The 18093-nt window shown below is 61.3% G+C and carries 16 protein-coding genes and 1 pseudogene; 9 read left to right on the top strand and 8 right to left on the bottom strand.

Annotation, left to right across the window (positions count from 1 at the left end; genetic code table 11):
* Window positions 1-117 precede the first annotated feature (117 nt).
* Together HV744_RS04365 and dapA are read left to right on the top strand one after the other, a co-directional pair.
* The gene (locus HV744_RS04365; RefSeq protein ID WP_175148317.1) at window positions 118-1356 is read left to right on the top strand and encodes an aminotransferase-like domain-containing protein; all 1239 of its coding nucleotides are present in this window, start codon (window positions 118-120) and stop codon (window positions 1354-1356) included.
* Window positions 1353-2255 (top strand): 4-hydroxy-tetrahydrodipicolinate synthase, encoded by a 903-nt coding sequence (gene dapA, locus HV744_RS04370; protein ID WP_175148318.1) that lies wholly within the window; start codon window positions 1353-1355, stop codon window positions 2253-2255. The genes HV744_RS04365 and dapA overlap by 4 nt, the downstream gene beginning before the upstream one ends.
* A 265-nt stretch (window positions 2256-2520) precedes the next feature.
* Here the strand turns inward: dapA and HV744_RS04375 are convergent, their stop codons facing one another.
* The 3 genes from HV744_RS04375 to HV744_RS04385 all read right to left on the bottom strand — a co-directional run bounded on the left by HV744_RS04375 (window position 2521) and on the right by HV744_RS04385 (window position 5534).
* Entirely contained in the window at window positions 2521-3717 is a 1197-nt protein-coding gene (locus tag HV744_RS04375) for an aspartate aminotransferase family protein (RefSeq protein WP_175148319.1), read from the bottom strand.
* Window positions 3718-3861: 144 nt separating this feature from the next.
* Window positions 3862-4995 carry an acyl-CoA dehydrogenase family protein gene (locus HV744_RS04380; protein WP_175148320.1) on the bottom strand — a complete coding sequence of 378 codons (1134 nt, stop codon included), beginning with the start codon at window positions 4993-4995 and terminating at the stop codon, window positions 3862-3864.
* Window positions 4980-5534, bottom strand: a complete 555-nt coding sequence (locus HV744_RS04385) for a carboxymuconolactone decarboxylase family protein (RefSeq protein WP_175148321.1) — start codon at window positions 5532-5534, stop codon at window positions 4980-4982. The genes HV744_RS04380 and HV744_RS04385 overlap by 16 nt, the downstream gene beginning before the upstream one ends.
* A 577-nt stretch (window positions 5535-6111) precedes the next feature.
* Between HV744_RS04385 and HV744_RS04390 the strand changes: the two genes are divergently transcribed.
* From HV744_RS04390 to HV744_RS04405, 4 genes and pseudogenes are all read left to right on the top strand, one after another.
* The gene (locus HV744_RS04390; RefSeq protein WP_175148322.1) at window positions 6112-7506 is read left to right on the top strand and encodes a cytochrome ubiquinol oxidase subunit I; all 1395 of its coding nucleotides are present in this window, start codon (window positions 6112-6114) and stop codon (window positions 7504-7506) included.
* 52 nt (window positions 7507-7558) lie between these two features.
* A complete protein-coding gene (cydB, locus tag HV744_RS04395) occupies window positions 7559-8560 on the top strand; it encodes a cytochrome d ubiquinol oxidase subunit II (protein WP_175148323.1) in 1002 nt (333 codons plus the stop codon).
* Window positions 8538-8696 carry a hypothetical protein gene (locus tag HV744_RS04400; RefSeq protein WP_175148324.1) on the top strand — a complete coding sequence of 53 codons (159 nt, stop codon included), beginning with the start codon at window positions 8538-8540 and terminating at the stop codon, window positions 8694-8696. Before cydB ends, HV744_RS04400 begins: the two co-directional genes overlap by 23 nt.
* A 114-nt stretch (window positions 8697-8810) precedes the next feature.
* Window positions 8811-9002 (top strand): annotated as a pseudogene (locus HV744_RS04405) (IS6 family transposase); the annotation flags it as partial.
* A 247-nt stretch (window positions 9003-9249) separates the two neighbouring features.
* Here HV744_RS04405 and HV744_RS04410 read toward each other — a convergent pair.
* From HV744_RS04410 to HV744_RS04425, 4 genes are all read right to left on the bottom strand, one after another.
* Window positions 9250-9489: a hypothetical protein gene (locus HV744_RS04410; RefSeq protein ID WP_175148325.1), complete on the bottom strand. Its 240-nt coding sequence runs from the start codon at window positions 9487-9489 to the stop codon at window positions 9250-9252.
* Between the two features lie 945 nt (window positions 9490-10434).
* Window positions 10435-12036: an efflux transporter outer membrane subunit gene (locus tag HV744_RS04415; protein WP_425497673.1), complete on the bottom strand. Its 1602-nt coding sequence runs from the start codon at window positions 12034-12036 to the stop codon at window positions 10435-10437.
* Window positions 12033-13106 (bottom strand): HlyD family secretion protein, encoded by a 1074-nt coding sequence (locus HV744_RS04420; protein ID WP_175148326.1) that lies wholly within the window; start codon window positions 13104-13106, stop codon window positions 12033-12035. The genes HV744_RS04415 and HV744_RS04420 overlap by 4 nt, the downstream gene beginning before the upstream one ends.
* Window positions 13107-13117: 11 nt before the next feature.
* On the bottom strand, window positions 13118-14590 hold the full coding sequence (locus HV744_RS04425) for an MFS transporter (protein ID WP_246278939.1): 1473 nt from the start codon (window positions 14588-14590) through the stop codon (window positions 13118-13120).
* 451 nt (window positions 14591-15041) lie between these two features.
* Here HV744_RS04425 and HV744_RS04430 point away from each other — a divergent pair, with 451 nt between their 5' ends.
* The gene (locus tag HV744_RS04430) at window positions 15042-15818 is read left to right on the top strand and encodes an AraC family transcriptional regulator (RefSeq protein ID WP_175148328.1); all 777 of its coding nucleotides are present in this window, start codon (window positions 15042-15044) and stop codon (window positions 15816-15818) included.
* A 173-nt stretch (window positions 15819-15991) separates the two neighbouring features.
* Window positions 15992-16177, top strand: a complete 186-nt coding sequence (locus tag HV744_RS04435) for a hypothetical protein (protein ID WP_175148329.1) — start codon at window positions 15992-15994, stop codon at window positions 16175-16177.
* A gap of 24 nt (window positions 16178-16201) precedes the next feature.
* On the opposite strand, the gene HV744_RS38400 is transcribed toward HV744_RS04435, so the two are convergent.
* Window positions 16202-16687: a DUF3331 domain-containing protein gene (locus tag HV744_RS38400; RefSeq protein WP_175148330.1), complete on the bottom strand. Its 486-nt coding sequence runs from the start codon at window positions 16685-16687 to the stop codon at window positions 16202-16204.
* Between the two features lie 312 nt (window positions 16688-16999).
* Between HV744_RS38400 and HV744_RS04445 the strand changes: the two genes are divergently transcribed.
* Window positions 17000-17962 carry a GlxA family transcriptional regulator gene (locus HV744_RS04445; RefSeq protein WP_175148331.1) on the top strand — a complete coding sequence of 321 codons (963 nt, stop codon included), beginning with the start codon at window positions 17000-17002 and terminating at the stop codon, window positions 17960-17962.
* Window positions 17963-18093: the final 131 nt, after the last annotated feature.

Below are 18093 nucleotides of genomic sequence, written 5' to 3' on the forward strand. Positions count from 1 at the left end.
ACGGACGTCATTCTCTTATGCTTCATAGCAGATGAAAAGAGCCGTCATCGACCGATACCGCGACTTATTGTCTGCCCTCTGACGGCGCCTGTGTGAGCTTTCCGGAACTGCCTGAAATTGACCGCAAACCCTTCTTGCCATGCTGTTGCAACGCGCCGTGTCAAACCGTCCGCTATCCGTGAACTATTCGCACTGCTGGAAAAGCCGGACGTCATTTCACTCGCCGGTGGCTTTCCAGGTGAAGCCGCGATCGATCTCGACGGCCTGCGGGAGGCGACCATGCGCGCGATGGCTTGCTCTTGCGCCACCGCGTTCCTGTACGGCAGCAGCGAAGGCTATCGGCCACTGCGCGAGCTTATCGCTCAACGGGCTGGAGCACGAGGCATCAGGCTCGATGTACCGGAGCTCGTCGTCACGACCGGCTCCCAGCAGGCTATCGACCTGGTCGCGCGCGTGCTCGTGGATCCGGGCGACCGAGTCGCAGTCGAGGCACCGACGTACCTGGGGGCGCTTCAGGCATTGCGCTATCAGGGTGCGGATGTGGTGCCGGTGCCTGCTGACACGAAAGGTATCAGCGTGGACGAGCTTGAGGCGGTCGTTGCGCAACATCGACCAAAGATGCTGTACCTGATTCCGAATTTCGCCAATCCAACCGGCTGCGTGTTGTCGCTAGGCCGACGCAAGGCGGTGCTTTCATTGGCAACGAAGTACCGCTTCTTCGTGGTCGAGGATGATGCCTACGGGGAGCTCTATTTTCGTGATCCGCCTCCGCCTTCGCTTTTTGCACTGGCGAATGACGAGGAGCGGCAGTGGGTCGTTCACATCTCCAGTTTTTCCAAGAGCCTGGCGCCAGGTCTCAGGCTTGCGTGGATATCGGCACCACCCGAGCTATTGCGCCATCTCGTGGTCGCCAAACAGATAGGAGACACACACAGCGCCACGCTATCCCAACTCGTCGCGTTCCATTACCTGAACGCGGGTTCGCTCGAACCTGCGCTGAGCCGGATGAGGATGTTCTATCAGCGTCAGGCATACGCGCTCCAGCGTGCGATCAAGGTCGAACTGGGCGATACGCCGTTCAGGGCGGAAATGCCCGAAGGGGGGATGTTCTATTGGGCCGACATACCTGGCGTCGATACCAGTGCCATGCTTGAGCACGCCGTGAGTCGGGGCGTCGCTTACGTACCTGGCGCTGCATTCTACGCCGACAATCCGGAGTCGACGCGCATCAGGCTATCGTTTGCCAGCGCATCGGCTGAGCAGATCGCCGAGGGCGTCCGCCGGCTCGGCGACTGCATCAGGGAGGAACAGGAACGCGCAGCACAACGAAACGTACGTATGGAGCAATCGTCATGAGTCGCGCCGAATTTCTGCAAGGGTCAATGGTGGCCCTGCTTACCCCTATGTCCGCGAATGAACAGATCGATTATCCAGCGTTTGAGCGTCTGATGGATCTGCAGGTGAACGCTGGCACAAGTGCGATTGTCGTGGCCTCAACGACAGGAGAGGGGCCGACGCTGTCGCTCGATGAGCATGTGCACCTCTACCGGCGCGCGGTTCAGCACGCAGCGGGAAGGATCCCGGTCATCGCGGGAGTCGGTTCGCCATCGACCCGGGTCGCATGCGAACTGGCGAGAGAGGCGGAGCATGAGCGCGTCGATGCAATTCTTTGCGTGACACCGTACTACAACCGGCCGAACCTCTTCGGGATGGATCATCACTTCACGGCGATTGCCGATGCAGTGGGTATCCCCGTCGTTCTGTATGACGTTCCGCACCGGACTGGCGTGCGCATTTCGGAGGAGCTCATTGTTCAACTCAGCGGCCATCCGAATATCGTGGGCCTGAAGGACGCCACCGGAGATCTGGAGCGGGCGGTACGACTCATTGCGGCAGTTTCGCCCGACTTCCGGATCGTCAGTGGAGATGATTCATCGGCCTTCGGCCTGATGGCTGCGGGTGGCTCTGGTGTTATTTCGGTGGCGGCCAATGTCGCACCGTCGGCAGTTCGCGCGATGTGTGAGGCGGTTAAGCGCGGCGACATGGAGGAGGCGGCGCGGCTCAACGAGATCCTCAAGCCCCTCTACGACGTTCTTTCCGCCGACACGAATCCGGTTCCGGCCAAATGGGTCGCCCATGAGCTTGGACTGATGGATCCAATGCTTCGGGCGCCGCTTGCCATTCCGCCAGCGCTCGCGCGCTTGCTGGCAGCCAGCGTCGAATTCAATGCCTCCCGTCACCTGCTCGGGAAATAGAGCGTGGGTCGGCGCTGTTCTGACAATCCGCCCCATTTGCTTGCAACGCCAGAAGTCCATAGACCAGTGTCGCCACGCCATACGGGATCAGATACGCAGGCACGATTAGCGCGACGGTTTGAACAGACGTGCTGAATGTCTGCGACAGGGCGGGTATGATCGGCGCGACCATATAGGCCTGAAAGAAAATGAGGAAAGTCAGGCGCTATCGCGAACGGATCAGATATGTATCGCAGCAGTTACTGATGGTTTGTTCGAGCAGTATTCAAATGGTCGCGGCTTTGCTCAGTTGTTCTGCTGCCCGGTCGAGCCGCACTACCGCCTCGTCGATTTCGTGATCGGTGACCGTCAACGGCGGCATCAGCCGAAGCACGTTGTTGCCCGCCGGGACGCACAGGAGCTTCTGCTCGTGAAGCGTCGTGATGACCTCCCTGACTGGGGGAATGCACTGGATGCCAAGCAGAAGGCCGGCGCCACGCACTTCGCTGAAGACCGAGGGGTACTTCGATACCAGGCCGTCTGCCCGTCGGGTCAGCCTGAGCGACGCGTCCCGTACGCGTTGAAGAAAGGCGGGGTCATTGACGATATCGAGCACTTCGCTGGCAACCACCATGGCCAGCGGGTTACCGCCGAATGTGGAACCGTGAGTTCCGGGCTGCATCATAGATCCGACTGCTTCCGTCGCAAGACACGCGGCGACAGGAAAGCCGCCACCCAGCCCTTTTGCGGTGGCGAGAATATCAGGGGCAACCTCCTCGTTCTCATAGGCGAAGAAGCGGCCTGTGCGACCGATACCGGTTTGTACCTCGTCGAGCATCAGCAGAATGCCGTAGAAATCACATATATCCCGAAGTGCCCGGAGATAGCCGCGAGGCAATGGCCGTATGCCGCTTTCCCCCTGGATGGGCTCTACGAGAATGCCTGCCGTTTGCCCGGTGATTGCTTCTTCAAGGCGGAGCGGATCGCCGAACGGGACCTGGTCGAAACCAGCGGCGCGCGGCTCGAAGCCCTCCAGGTACTTTTCCTGCCCGGTTGCCGCCAGCGAACCGAGTGTCCTGCCGTGAAAAGCACCTTCGAGAGTGATTATCCGGTTCCGCTGCGGCGCGCCGTTGCAGTAGTGGTAGCGGCGAGCCGCCTTGATCGACAGTTCGAGTGCTTCTGTGCCCGAGTTGCAGAAGAACACCCGGTCAGCAAAGCTGAGTCCGCACAACTGCTCGGCCAGGCGCTCCTGTTCAGGGATCGTGTAGAGGTTCGAGACGTGCCACAGCTTCTCCGCCTGGCGGTGGAGTACCTGCACGAGACGCGGGTGTCCATGCCCCAACGCGTTGACCGCAACGCCACTGCCGAAATCAAGGAAGGCGTTGCCTTCGCGGGTGAACAGCGTGCTGCCGTGGCCGTGTTCAAAGCGCAGTGGCGTGCGGGCATACACCGGAAAGAGGCAGGATGCTGACTGGGTTGTCATTGGTCGGGGATGTCAACGATAACGATATCCAAGCCGACATGAGCTGCGTGTGTGCGAAGCCAGCGCATCCGGTACATGAGGAGCGCTTCGCACCATGGGAGCACACGAAAGCTGGAGAGACTAATGTGGTGAAACATCTACACGCTATTTATCGAGCAAGCCCTTAAGCTGAACGACGCTAGGCGTGACGACGGGTATAAACGCCGCTTCGCGGCGCCGACGCGCCACGTCGGCCTGTCCGCGAACAAAACCACGTCCACCGGTTGCCTGCACCTCGAGGACGGTCGCCTCGTCGACCACGGCAGCAAGCAGGAGACGCAGCCTGAACAGCCACGTCGGGTTGGTGACGAAGTCGCCCGTTGAAATTCCGTCCCGCAGCTCGAAGACGATATCGTGCAGCTCCGCCTCCAGCACTCGAGCGGGCGAGGCAATTACCGCTCGAACAGCCGGCCCGGTGCTGTCCAGCGCGCTGAGGCTACGTCGAGCAAGTCCGATTGAAAGCCCGCACTGCAAAGCAAGGAAGTTCGGTCTGACATGGGCCAGAAAATCGGGGGCGTTTGATGTGAGCCGGAAGCGCTCTTCGAGAACCGCGTCTTTCAGGCAAAGTCCAGCCGTATTGCTCGCCCGCAGGCCGATGAGATCGAGGTCATCGCATCGGGTTACGCCAGGGATATCGTGAGGCACCGCGAAGATTGAAGGCTCTTGACCCTCTGCGTGTTCGGTCGCGATGGCGGCGACAAAGCCTTCCCGACGAAGGTTGGTCAGCCAGGGGAGATTCCCGTTGACCGTCCAGCGTTGACCTTCCTCAGTGGGGGGCAGTGCGGCCGCCGATATCTGCAAGCCTTCCATGTTCGCAAGGAATTTCATCGCGTTGGATAGTCCAACCGCCCCGGCGAGTTCCCCGCTCACTAACGCTGGAAGCAGGCTCGAGCGTAACGCTGCATTGTCGCCTTGAAGCAGGCACTCGATGAACGCCCGTTGTCCCCAGAATACCAACGCCGCTGCGAGGGAATCTTCAGCTACCGTAGCCACAGCGTCGATCGCGTCCAAGATGGTGCCGCCGGAACCGCCGAGATCAGTTGGTACGCCGATACCGAGTACACCGGCCCGCCCGAGTTGCGGAATGATGTCCGAGGCGAGATCACGATCGAGGTCGAGCTGTTCGGCGCGTGTCTGGAGCCAGGCCGAGAGATCGGTAACCCTGAGCCCGTTGGGGCACGGTAGGCTTGCCAGTGAAGGGGCGTCACTGGTGCTGACCGGAATCACGCGGGCGTCCATCGATACTCCTCTAGTTGCACGTTGAGCTCATTCTGCGCAAGATTGTTCGCGAAGTTGCAGAGCGTCGCGAGGCTCACGCCCAGCACCACCTCTAGTGCATTGGCATCGCTGAACCCCGCGGCGCGATATGCTGCAAGTGACAGGTGCTCGACGGCTCCGCGCGTGGCAATGACTGAGCGTGTGAAGGTCGCAACGGCGTTCAGGCGCGCGTCGGCGAGCGGCTTCTGCTCCCTGAGAGCGGCGACGAGTTCTGGAGCAAGGCCAGCCTTTTTCAGGGCAACCGCTGTGTGTCCTGCCACGCAGAAGGCGCAGCCATGTACCGCCGCCGCCGTGATCTGAATGACTTCACGCTCGGCGAGTGTAAGTCCGCTGCGGCCGTTGATCTGGCCGAGTGTGAGGTACGCCTCCAGCGCGGCGGGTGAACTTGCCAACGATGCGACGAGGTTAGGCAGGAAGCCGTTGTTCGCAAGCGCAGTTTTCAGGTAAGGGCGGCTCTCTTCCGCTGCGGTCTCGACGGTATGTAGCGGCAGACGACTCATTGGGTGTTCCTTGACGCTCTACGTGACTGACGTGCCGGAAGTGTAGGGCTCTACCGGCGGGGCCTATGAAGTTCGATGACTGGAATGTTAGGCGCTCTGACGAACGAATTGCAGCATCAGTTGACAAGGAAAACATGGATGCAGAGCCAACGTTTAGTTCCTTGCAGACGAGAGATCGATCGTCGTCATTGCGCGATAAATCGCCCATATTTCGAGTATCAGCGCATCGGGCGGGCTGACAGTCTTGAGGCCGGGCATGTCCTCGCACAGGAGCACGAGGTAATCGCAGAACGTTTGCGCCAAGCCCCCAACTGAGCGCGCTGTCCGGGCATCACCGCCGCGGTGATCGATTGGATCCTGGGCGCGATGGCGTCGTACCTGGGACGTTAGGTCGCATGGATTCGGGCGCTGCTGCGCACGTTTTGGCGTCAGGTGCTGCTGTGCGTCGACGCGCATGAGGTCGAGAATGAGTCGTGGTTTACCCCTGGGTCTTTGGTCGCCAAACGGGGTCGCCGCGCACCTTCATTCACGCTTCGTGCGGTCAAACGGACTGCAGAGGCACTTCGGGCATCCAGTCATGTTCAGCGTTGATGCACTTACACTCGCGCGCATTCAGTTCGCGTTTACCGTCTGTTTTCACATTGTTTTTCCTGCTCTGAGCATCGGCCTCGCCAATTTCATTGCGGCGCTCGAGTGGCGCTGGCTAAGAACTGGCAAAAGCTACTACAAAGACCTGTGCATGTACTGGTCGAAGTTCTTTGCCGTCGCTTTCGGCATGGGCGTTGTCTCCGGCATCGTGATGGCCTATGAGTTCGGCACCGCGTGGGCCGGCTTTTCCAGGTTTGCCGGTCCGATCACCGGCGCACTGCTCATGTACGAGGTGATGACAGCGTTTTTTCTCGAAGCAGGCTTTCTCGGCATCATGCTGTTCGGCTGGAAGCGGGTGAGCCCGCGTGCGCACTTCGCGGCGACGGTGCTGGTCGCGATCGGCACCCTCATCTCGGCGACCTGGATCCTCGCATCGAACAGCTGGATGCAAACGCCGCAAGGCTATGCGATCGCCGACGGCCATGTGGTGCCCGTCGACTGGTTCAAGATCGTCTTCAACCCATCCTTCCCGTACCGCCTCGTGCACATGACGCTCGCCGCGTTCATTGTCGCGGCGCTCGTCGTCGGCGCGACCGGTGCGTGGCATCTGCTCAAGGGGCGCCGCGACCCGGCGGTGAAGAAGACGTTTTCAATGGCTATGGGACTTCTGCTCGTGCTCGCGCCAATACAGGCAATCGTCGGCGACCAGCATGGCTTGAACACGCGTGAATACCAGCCGGCGAAGATCGCCGCGATCGAGGGTCTGTGGGATACCGAGCAGGGCGGAACCGCGCTCAATCTCTTCGGCATTCCCGACATGAAGGCCGAAACCACGCGCTATGCGGTGAAGATTCCCCATCTCGGCAGTCTCATCCTCACGCATCACTGGGATGGCGAGATTCGCGGGTTGAAGGACTTCCCGCCCGGGGACCGGCCGAACTCGACCATCGTGTTCTTTAGCTTCCGCGTGATGGCCGGGCTCGGCATGCTGATGATCCTGCTGGGCGTGCTCGGCTGGGTGCTGAAGCGACGCGGTCGCCTGTATGAAGCGAAGTGGTTTCACCGCTTTGCCCTCGTGATGGGCCCGGCCGGCTTCATCTCGCTACTGGCAGGCTGGATCACGACCGAAGTCGGCCGCCAACCGTGGGTGGTGTACGGCGTCATGCGCACGTCGCAAGCCGTATCACCGCTCACCACGCAGCAGGTCAGCCTTTCGCTGATGACCTTCGTCGTCGTGTACGTCGCCGTGTTCGGCACAGGCGTCTATTACCTGCTGAAGATGATTGGGACCGGCCCCAGCATCGCGCACGACGACTCGCCCGAGGCAGGCGAGCAAGCACCGCGGCATACCGCGCCACAGCCGTTCGCCGCCGCAAGCCGATGAATGGACGCTTGAGCCAGCAAGCACCGCACACTTCTGTTACTTGAGGATCATCATGGACCTAACCCTCATCTGGGCCGCGATCATCGCGCTCGGAATCCTTCTATATGTCGTGCTCGACGGCTTCGATCTCGGCACCGGCATCATCTATCCGTTCTTTCCCGACGCGCACGAACGTGACCTCATAATGGGCACACTTGCGCCGATTTGGGACGGCAATGAAACCTGGCTCGTACTTGGCGGTGCCGCGCTGTTCGGCGTGTTTCCGGTCGTTTACTCGGCGGTGCTGTCGGCGCTGTATCTGCCGCTCGTCTTCATGCTTGCGTGCCTGATTCTGCGCGGTGTCTCGCTCGAACTCCGCTCCAAATCGAGGCGTACGAAGAATCTGTGGGACCTTGCTTTTATCGGCGGCTCGGCGGGCGCGACGTTCTTTCAGGGCATCTCGCTTGGCGCATACCTGCAAGGCATTCCGGCGCAAAACGGTGTGTTCGTGGGCGACGCGTTCGGCTGGCTCACGCCTTTCTCGATGCTGACGGGACTCGGGCTCGTTGCGACCTACGCGCTGCTTGGCTGCTGCTGGCTTATCGCGAAGACCGAAGGCGATTTGCAACGCCGTCTGCATCGCATGGTCTGGCCGCTCACGCTCGTGCTGCTTGCCTTCATCGCACTGGTCAGCATCTGGACGCCGCTCCAGCAGCACAACGTCGCTGCACGGTGGTTCGAATCTGACTGGTTCGACCGAATGCTGCCGGCGCCGTTCCTCGTGGTGATCTGCGCAGTGCTGATGCGACGCGCTGCGCGAGTGCGACGTGATACGCAGCCTTTCGTACTTGCGCTTGCGCTCGTCGTACTCGGCTACGCGGGCTTGCTTGCGACAATCTGGCCGTACGCGATTCCCTCGAGCGTCACGCTCTGGCAGGCCGCGGCGCCGCATTCAACGCAGGTGTTCACACTGGTGGGCGCCGTGGTGATTCTACCGATCATCTTCGCGTACTCGGCGTTTGGTTATTGGGTCTTCCGTGGCAAGGTGCGTCATGACGAACTTCACTATCACTGAGCGGCGCGGGCGCGCTGCGCTGCCGGGTTGGGCGTGGTTCGTCATGCTCTGGTGTGTCGGCTGCGGTGGCGCGTTCGTGGTCGCCGAGGTCTTCAAGGTGTTTATGAACGTGACGCTGTTCGCCGTCATGAGGTGACGCACACGCAGCGGCCCGTGCCGTCAGGGCCTCGCCATGAGCTGCGCTTTACCTTCCGGGGCGTTGTCGCGCTCCGGTCTGTTACGCTCGCGTTTTGACTAGCGCGATACCGCAATGAGCAAGCTGAAGGAAATGGACGGACTGTTCAACGGGCGCCACTTCGATCGCGAAGTCATTGTCCTGTGTGTGCGCTGGTACCTGCGTTACAAGCTCAGCCTTCGAGACCTTGTTCAAATGATGGCCGAGCGCGACCTGTCGCTGGCCCACACCACGATCATGCGCTGGGTTAAACGCTTCACGCCGGTCGCGGACGATACAAGCGGGATCCTCGAAAGCCGGCGACAGTCAACCGCACGATCGCTTTTCGCGCGTTTCACACAACGTCACGACCAGCCATAAAGGGAATAAAGTGCCCAATGCTGGTTACGAACTGCAGCACAGCGTCAACGCTGCGCCCGGCGTTGGCCTGGACGTCAATCGGTGCGTAGGTCTGCTGGAATCCGCAGGTCTTGCGCAGAAGCAGGGCGGCCCAAAGTGAGTGAAAACCGAACCCCTATGCTTGCTCTGTTTCATGCCAATCATCGATCGCGGCCCGGGCCTTGTGCTCAAGTGCACTGACCGCCATTAGAGGATCAATCTTGGCCCTGGGAATAGATAGTTCGATGCCTGGGGGCGCGCCTTTCTTCGCGTCACCGTCGATACGTTCGATACGGGCATGGCATACCCACTGAACCCCATGCTCATCCGCCACAGCATCGGCAGTCACCTGAAATCCACGATGTTCGAAAGCCACAAATCCTCCGGAAACGTTACGAAGTACTGGTCCATCGACGGTCTCAAACACGCGTCCCGGTGACTGGGTTAGCCGTCGAGCGCTTCGCGGTAGTCGATCCGTGTGCGACTTTACTTGCGCAAGTCACAAGCTCGTTCCGCCCCGCCGTTACCGCGAATGGAGTAGTAGTACGACGGGAAGACCGAATGAGGAGACCCGTGTCGCGCCAGCCAGCGCCATGGCCCGTCGTGAGACGTATTATCTGGGATGCTGCGCGTGCCGTCACGCTCCATTCAAGCAAATAGTGATCTCAGGAATGGGAACAATCTTCTGCTGTCTGCGCGACATGAGAGCGGCCGGCAGCTGTTCAACTGGTTGCGGGTCTCGATCGTGGTCGGCGGCGGCACGGCTGAACGAGCCTATGGGACTGGATGAATGGCGGTGACCAGGTGTTTGATGCGAAGATGCATGTCGTTTCGCGAAGGTTTCTGCATGGTAAGGACGAACGCAATCGCGGTGCGATGCGCCTGATGGAAAACATGGGTGGTCGGGCGCGTGTTCAGTTCCGGCGGTAGTGCCGCAGGTTGATCATCGTATAGGCGAGCGTTTTCAACGCATAGTGCAACTGACCGATCCGCTCGAAGCGAAGCAGCAGTCGCCGAAACTTATCCTCCCCGGCGAAGACGCGCTCAATGGTCCGAAAACGCTGTGCAACGCCAGTGTCGGTGCTGGTCCGCGCCGACCCCTGCTCAGATGCGGCAAGACAAACTGCTCGGACTGCTCAAGACTCAATTTCGTTGGTATCGCTCGCCTGCATTGACTGGCCGCCATCCGTAACATCCACAAATCCGGACTATGACCGATCCGGATGCGCCGATTGCCAGATCCAGTCGTGATGCGGCTTGCAGACAAATTTAGCCGCATCAGAAAACCCGCAACTAGTTGAACAGTATCAAGGGCAAGTGGTCACTGCGGAGCCGATCCAACAGTTGCGGTATCGGCGGCTTTCAGTGGCACGGATTCAGCGTGCTCCACAGCGGATGGAACCGCTGGGAAGGCCGTCTCCCAACCACCGCCGAGGGCCTTATAGAGGGTGACGAGATTGACTGCAGCGCTTGCTTGACTCTGCGCCAGATCGCTTTCGGCGTTCAGCAGGTCTTTCTGCACCGCGAGCACGTTGAGGAAATCAATGGCACCCTCGCGATACCGTTGCTGCGCGACCGCGAGCGCGAGCTGGTCCTGCTGCACCACCTCCTTCAAGTGGTCACGGCGGCGCTGCTCGGCATCGTAGGCGGACAGTGCGTCATCCACTTCATGCCAGGCCTGCAACACCGTACGCTGGAAGACGATCGCCGCTTCCTGTTGCTGAGCCTTGCGCAAGTGGAGCGTGCCCTTGAGTCTTCCGCCCTGGAAAATGGGCAGCGAGATGGAAGGACCGAGGACGAACTGATGTGACGCCCAGTCGCCCAGGCTGGAAAGCTCGAGCGACTGAAAGCCAAGGCTGCCCGTAAGCGAGATCTGAGGATAGAAATCAGCCTGCGCGACGCCAATCTCAGCAGTCGCGGCGTGCAGTTGTGCTTCCGCCCGCCGGATATCGGGGCGCCGTCGCACCAGTTCCGACGGAAAGCCGATCGGCGCGCGGGCCGGCAGCGACGGAATATCGCGCGCGTCCGCCAACGTCTGTCCGAGCGCACCGGGTTCTTCGCCGAGCAGGAAGCTCAGTGCATTGATTAGCGCATCGCGGCGCGTCTGCAGCGGCGGCAGCCGCGCTTCGATCGATGCAACCTGCGCCGACGCGTTGGCGACATCGAGATTGGTCGTAACGCCCTCGGTCAGCCGCAGTCGCGTCAGCTTGACAGTGTCGCGGGCGAGCGCGAGATTCTTGTTCGTGATGTCAAGCAGGGTCTGCGTGGCGCGCAGCGCGATATAGTCGCGGGCAAGCTCGGCTTGCGCGGAGAGCAAGACAGCGCGGCGGTCCTCAACCGATGCCTGCATGGCCGCGTTCGCTGCTTCCACGCCGCGCCGTGCATGTCCCCACAGGTCCAACTCCCAAGACGCATCGAAGCCGTACTGCCACAGGTCGTAGGGCGGCGATCCGCTCGTGCCGGGCAAGCTCGAGACACCGAATGCGGTGTCGCCACTCGCGGATTCGGGCTGTGCCCCGACAGGATTGACGCCCAGCAGCGAAACAATGCCATTCGGGCTCGCCTGCTCGCGGTTGTAGGACGCAGCACCGCCTATCGTCGGATATTGCTCCGCAGCCGCGATGCGCAACCCCGCACGGCTCTCCAGGAGCCGCGCAGAGGCGGCCTGAACGTCAAGATTGTCGGTCGCGAGCCGCGATTCCAACGCGACCAGTTCAGAGTCGCCCAGCAGGGCCCACCACTCTGGCGCGAGCGTTGCCTCTACGGGTTGGCTCGGCGCCTGGGCGTGGTTGGCGCGGGTGAAATCATTTGGTGCTGCAACATTGGGCCGCTGGAAGTTCGGTCCGACCGTGCAGCCGGCAAGCATGGCAGCCGACAGCAGGACGAGCAGAACGGGCCGAATGGAAAGTGCGCGCGCCGTCAATTTGTCCCCGTCCCTTCTACCGATGTGTCACTTGCGGCGACATTGACCGTCGGCTCGACCGAAAGACCCACACGCAATCGGGCTGCCTCGGGTTGTCCACGATCGAGGGTAATCTTGACCGGCAGGCGTTGGACGATCTTGGTGAAGTTGCCAGTCGCGTTGTCCGGCGCAATCGGCGCGAACGCGACGCCTGTCGCCGGCGCAAGGCTATCGACATGGCCCTTCAGGACAAGGCCCGGAAAGCTGTCCACGGTGATCCGCGCCGGCTGATGCGGGCGCATACGGGCAAGCTGATTCTCCTGAAAGTTGGCGATGACATAGGCTTGCGACAGCGGCACCACTGCCAGCAACGGCGAGCCCGCGCCAACGATTGCGCCAACGCGAATCGAACGCTGACCGACCATACCGTCTATCGGCGCGCGGATTTCCGTATAGGAGAGGTTGAGCTTCGCCTGATCGAGCGCGGCCTGGGCGCGCGCCAACGCACCGAGCGCCTTGTCGCGCCCCGCACGCAGAATATCAAGCTCCTGCCGGGCAGCGAGCAGCGCAGCACGGTCGCGATCCTGGCCAGCCTGCTGCTCATCGAGCGCGGTCACGGCGTGCTGCTGCTCCTCCATCGTCCCGGCACCGCCCGCGGAGAGATCTCGGTAGCGCGTGGCGTTGGCACGCGCGAAGCCGATGGCGGCCTCGTCGGAGTGCAAGGTCGCTTGCGCCTGTGCGACGAGCGCAGGATGCTGCGCAATCTTCGCATCAAAATCACTCACCGCGGCCATCGCTACCGTCAGGTCGCCCTGCGCGCTGGCAAGGGCGGCGCGATAGTCCCGGTCATCGATACGGGCTAGAAGCTGGCCCGCTTTCACCAGCTGGTTGTCGTCGACCAGTACTTCGGCAATCTGGCCGGGCACACGCGGCGCAACGAGCGTGTAATCGGCGCTGACATAGGCGTCGTTTGTCGTCTCGGCGCCGGGTTTGGAGAGCAGCTTTGTGCCACCCCAGCCGCAGCCGGCTAGTAGCAGGGCTAAGGCCCCTAGCAGGACCGGCTTGCGGGATGCTTGAACAGGTAATGACATTTTCGATGCGTTCAGCGGGAAGTTGTCTGGGTGGGCGCGCGCGGCGGACGAACGCGCACAGGCACAATGGGAACGAGCAGCACAAGGGCGGCGACAATGGCCGCCATGACGAGATAGAGGTCCGCCGACATGAGCACGACCGCCTGCTCGTGAATCCGCCCGGCCAGGTCGGCAAACGTCCCCGTGCGATCGGCGGCTTGTCCGATGATCAAGGGTTCACCGCCCAGCCGGTCGACAAGCATCGCGGAGTGGTAGTGTTCGCGCGCGGTGCCAAGCCCTTCCACCAGGCCGGTGCCGATCGCCGCGGCAAAGCCCTTCACCATGTTGAACATGGCCGACGCGAATGGGCCCTCAGTTGGCGGCAAGCCGGTAGTCGTTTGCATGAGCAGCGGAATCACGGCCATCGGTTCGCCGACCGTCAGAAGCGTCTGGAGCAGGTAGAAGTTCTCGCGCACCCAGTCTGAGGTCATGAAGCTGCCGAGGACGCAAGAAGCCGCCATGAGGGTCAGGCCAAGCCCCAGCACCCAGCGGCAATCGACGCGTTCGATGTTGAGGATCGCAGCTGTAACCGGCAACGCGATGAGCTGCGGCAGGGCAACGACGAGCGCCAGCGGCGCGATCTGCAGCGGTCGATAGCCGCGCACCTCGGCGAGATAGTCGCTGGGGATGACTGCCACGCCCAACAGAACCACTAGCACTCCGGCAAGCGTGACCAGCGAATGCGTGAAATTGCGTTTTGCCAACATCCGCAGCTTGAAAAAAGGCAGCGGATGCGACCACTCGTTCAACAGGAACAGGCAGAACAGCAGGCCTCCTCCACCGAGCAACACGCAGATCAGCGGCGAGTTCAGCCAATCCAGCCGGTCGCCCTGGTACAGCCCGATCACCAGCATCGAGATGGCAGGAAAACCGGTCAGCAAGCCAACCCAGTTGAACGAGCGAATCCGTTCCAGCCTCAGCGGATCTTGCGGCAGGCCATAGGCGATGGCCGCACTGCTCACGAGGCAAAGCGGCACCACCTGCCAGAACACCATGCGCCAATTGACGTATTCGGTCCACAAAGCGGCTAACGGCGTGCCCAGGTTGGGTCCGAACGTAGCGGTGAGCGCATAGCCGGCGAGTCCATAAAGTTTGATGTTGGGCGGCAGGTAGCGCAGCGCCGCCGTCATCAGCATGGGCGGCAGGCACCCCCCGGCGAGACCCTGCAGCGCCCTCAGGACAGCAAGCGTCTCGACATTGGCGGCGAACGGGCAAAGGAGGCCCAATAGTGCGAACATGAGCGTCGCGCCGATGGTGAAACGTCTCAGCGAGAAGGTGACCGAGCACCAGGGCGCGAACGCCATGGCGGAGACGTTGGTGGCCTCAAAGAGAGCCGTCAGCCAGGTTCCCTCGTCGTGGCCGATTGAGAGTGCGCCGCGCACGTCGGTCATTGCCACATCGGTGACGTGTTCGTTCAGCCCGGCCGTTAGCGAAGTGAGCAGCATGCCCAGCAGTCCGATCGCAATCCGTAGCCCGAAAGCGGGTGGCGTAGGCGGAGCAGGCGGCGGGGGAGGAGCAGGCGCCACGGGGATCCGCTGGCTCGGCGCGGGTGCCAGAACTTCGGCAGTCGTCATGCTGATGGAGCAGTAAACGCGCACGAAACCGGGGAGGCCACGCTTCGGCAAACGCCCATAGGGCCGCCGGTGGGGCTGACCGCTGCTATGGGCCCGGCGCCGACGCAGACTGGCTTGGACAGGGACCAGCGGGTGGCGAACAAATATCGACGCGGACTCGGCACGGCTTACGCTCAGCGTGTGTAGTGGATTACCCTTAATCTAGCAATTCCAGCTTTGGCCATGTCGCTAAAAATTGCCAATGTTCGTCGCAATACGGACAACCCTCCAACGATTTATTACCCCGGTAATCTGACTTCGGAATAGCTACATTCGTCGCACTATGGAAAGTTTTCGTACCACCGAGGATTGCCACCGCTCGCCCCGCGCGGTTGCGGCTCTGGCAAGCGATTATCCGCATGACTATTACATCGCGCCGCACCGCCACCTACGTGCGCAACTGATTCATGCACTGACCGGTGTGATGACGGTCATGAGCGAACACGGGAGTTGGGTCGTGCCGACGGGACGCGCCGTGTGGATGCCGGCCGGGTCGGACCATGCAGTGCGGTTTTTCGGCGACGTCAGCATGCGTACGGTCTTTGTGGCCATTGACGCCCGCCCCAGCCTCCCGGGCGGCTGCGAGGTCATCGAAGTGTCGCCGTTTCTGCGCGAGGCAATCGTCGCCGCGACACGCGTACCGCTCGACTACGAGCTTGGCGGTAGGGATCACCGTGTCATGGAGCTGATTCTCGACGAGCTCGAGGCAGCGCCACGGCTGCAGTTGCATGTGCCTATGCCTCGAGACCCGCGGCTCATTCGCCTGTGCGAGCAACTGATCGCAAGCCCTTCCGGACCGGTGACACTCGCAGATCTTGCCGCTGGGATCAACGTCAGCGAGCGAACGCTCGCCCGCCTGTTCCATCGCGAACTCGGGATGAGCTTCGGGCAGTGGCTGCGCCGCATGCGCCTGTTGCTAAGCCTGCCGCGACTCGCGGCGGGCGTGTCGGTGTTGCAGGTCGCGCTGGAGCATGGCTATGACAGTCCCAGCGCCTACTCCGCGATGTTCCGGCGCACGCTCGGGATCGCGCCGACCGATTATCTGAACGGGTCGAAATGAATGAATCGGGGATGCCCGGGCGTACTGGAAGTATCGCCAGGGCGGCCGGATGCTGATTTGCGATGGTTAGGGCTCTGTCAAGTTGATGTGCGTAGACTACTTGTTTGGCTCAAGAGTAGTTATCCTTATCAGTAGATTTTCTCGACTGCGGCGGTGACAGTCCAACGGGAGCGATGTCCGCGAAATCCACCACTGTCACGAAGCTGGATCCGACGAACGACGCCTCTCCGGCGCGCCCGGTCAAACTGGGGCGCGCCGCGATGATAGGGCCACGCGAAAATATCTTCGATTGGTGTATCAACTGGGCCAACAACCGCCATCCGGGTTACTACGGGATGGGGTACACCGCCACCGCATAGGCGTGCTGGCTGACATACCTTGTGTCACGCAGCCCGCTGGGGGTTCGTCGCTGGCTTGTATTCATAGACGCTATCGACAGCTGCCGCAAGGATCATGTCTCCGAGATCAGGAAATCTTGATGTGTTGCGCATCGGTTTGAATACGCAATCTCCCCGCTTGATTGGCTTGCCGCTAATTGCGCATACACCACTGGCCGATGCTGTACCGAGTCGCCAGCGCTGATCCCCTAATCGACCGCGCGTCGGATCTTCCCACGAGATTACGACATCTCGCTCGTCGGTTCGCTCAACTACTTTAAGCCCGCGCCGTAGCTGGCAATCGCTCCCTCCAATCCTTGCTTCTGGACGGGCTGATGTATGCCAGCGGTAGTCTGGCCTGGTCGCCTCGCACAAAAACTGGGTGAGTCGCGACCCTGTCCACTTGCTCGCCTCTCGATCCAATGAGGTGGCCTCCTGGAGGTGTTCGAGGACGCTGGCCCAAGGATCAGACGCAAAGACGGTAGCTTTCATCGAATTGCCGGGTTATGACTGAATCCATTCATTGCGCACGCGGCGTCGGTGTCCAGGTCCTTCAATAAAGCTGACGAATGACGATGTTCCCGCGTCGCTGGGCTGGACGACCGGCCGGCTGCGACCGGTGAGCCTTTTGCTACAATTCAGTCCTGCTGATTTCAGATGTCAAGGAACTGCCTGGACGACTCGAGTTTGCCCACGCGCGAAGGTGTCGGCAATCAAAAGGGTGCGTCGAAATCAGCCAGGCGAACGGTGTCTTCTGCCACGCAACGGCAACACGCGTTATCTTCCAGACTGTCAGGGGGGCCTATGCGAAGCGTCGCAATCGGGATCTTTCCGGGTGTCCAGGCGCTCGACGTCGCCGGCCCCGTTGATGTGTTCGCCGAGACCAACAACTTCGTCCCGTCAAAGGACGCATACAAAATTACCCTTGTGAGCAGCGAGGCAGGTGCCGTGCGCGCTTCAAACGGCACACGGCTTTTCGCTGACCTCTCTTGCGAGGATGCCCGTGAACGTTACGACACCGCACTCGTCGCGGGCGGCCCGGGGCTCCCCGTCGAAGCGCCTGACGCGAGTCTTCTCGGCTGGTTGATCCATGTGGCCGCGAAGTGCGAACGCTATGGATCGATCTGCACGGGCTCGTTTGCGTTAGGTCACGCGGGTTTGCTCGATGAGCGCCATGTGACGACACACTGGCAGAACGCGCCGCAACTCGCGCAGCAGTTTCCGCGCGCAAAGGTGGAACTCGATCGCATCTATATCCGCGACGAACGGCTCGTTACGTCGGCCGGCGTGACGGCAGGCATTGACGTCGCACTTGCGCTAGTTGCCGAGGACCATGGTCCACAGGTGTCGCTTGCTGTGGCAAAACGGCTTGTCGTGTTTGCGCAGCGCCGAGGTGGACAGTCGCAGTTTAGTCCATATCTCAGCGCGCCGGTGGACGAAACATCGCCGGTCTCGAGAGTACAGGCCTACGTGATGGAGCATGTCGGCGCGCCGCTGTCTGTCGGAAAGCTTGCGGAGGTGGCGAGCATGAGCGAACGAAACTTTGCGCGTACGTTTGTGGGACTTGCCGGCATGACGCCCCATGAGTTCGTCGAACGAGCCCGGGTCGATGCGGCGCGTAACGCCCTCGAAAGCAGCGATAAGCCACTCAAGGCAGTTGCCTACGACTGCGGCTTCGGAACAGCCGACCGTATGCGGCTGGTCTTCACGCGGCGGCTCGGCGTCTCGCCAAACAGCTATCGAACCAGTTTCCGCAAAATCTCCTAAACACGGCGTCTTGATTGATGCGACATAATTGTCGCAGGACTTCGTTTGGAGGTGGCCGCGGGATTGCCCTTCGTTTTGATGGCCGTGGCGCACGAGTCGTAATACGCGTGTCGCCCGATGCACCTACTTCA

This window comes from Paraburkholderia ultramafica, assembly GCF_902859915.1.
Classification (GTDB): Bacteria; Pseudomonadota; Gammaproteobacteria; order Burkholderiales; family Burkholderiaceae; genus Paraburkholderia; species Paraburkholderia ultramafica.

Coding starts and splice junctions, on each gene's coding strand:
- dapA (WP_175148318.1), top strand. CDS start 1,353: ATGAGTCGCGCCGAATTTCTGCAAGGGTCAATGGTGGCCCTGCTTACC.
- HV744_RS04375 (WP_175148319.1), bottom strand. CDS start 3,717: ATGACAACCCAGTCAGCATCCTGCCTCTTTCCGGTGTATGCCCGCACG.
- HV744_RS04380 (WP_175148320.1), bottom strand. CDS start 4,995: ATGGACGCCCGCGTGATTCCGGTCAGCACCAGTGACGCCCCTTCACTG.
- HV744_RS04385 (WP_175148321.1), bottom strand. CDS start 5,534: ATGAGTCGTCTGCCGCTACATACCGTCGAGACCGCAGCGGAAGAGAGC.
- HV744_RS04390 (WP_175148322.1), top strand. CDS start 6,112: ATGTTCAGCGTTGATGCACTTACACTCGCGCGCATTCAGTTCGCGTTT.
- cydB (WP_175148323.1), top strand. CDS start 7,559: ATGGACCTAACCCTCATCTGGGCCGCGATCATCGCGCTCGGAATCCTT.
- HV744_RS04400 (WP_175148324.1), top strand. CDS start 8,538: ATGACGAACTTCACTATCACTGAGCGGCGCGGGCGCGCTGCGCTGCCG.
- HV744_RS04420 (WP_175148326.1), bottom strand. CDS start 13,106: ATGTCATTACCTGTTCAAGCATCCCGCAAGCCGGTCCTGCTAGGGGCC.
- HV744_RS04425 (WP_246278939.1), bottom strand. CDS start 14,590: ATGCTGCTCACTTCGCTAACGGCCGGGCTGAACGAACACGTCACCGAT.
- HV744_RS04430 (WP_175148328.1), top strand. CDS start 15,042: ATGGAAAGTTTTCGTACCACCGAGGATTGCCACCGCTCGCCCCGCGCG.
- HV744_RS04435 (WP_175148329.1), top strand. CDS start 15,992: ATGTCCGCGAAATCCACCACTGTCACGAAGCTGGATCCGACGAACGAC.
- HV744_RS38400 (WP_175148330.1), bottom strand. CDS start 16,687: ATGAAAGCTACCGTCTTTGCGTCTGATCCTTGGGCCAGCGTCCTCGAA.
- HV744_RS04445 (WP_175148331.1), top strand. CDS start 17,000: ATGCGAAGCGTCGCAATCGGGATCTTTCCGGGTGTCCAGGCGCTCGAC.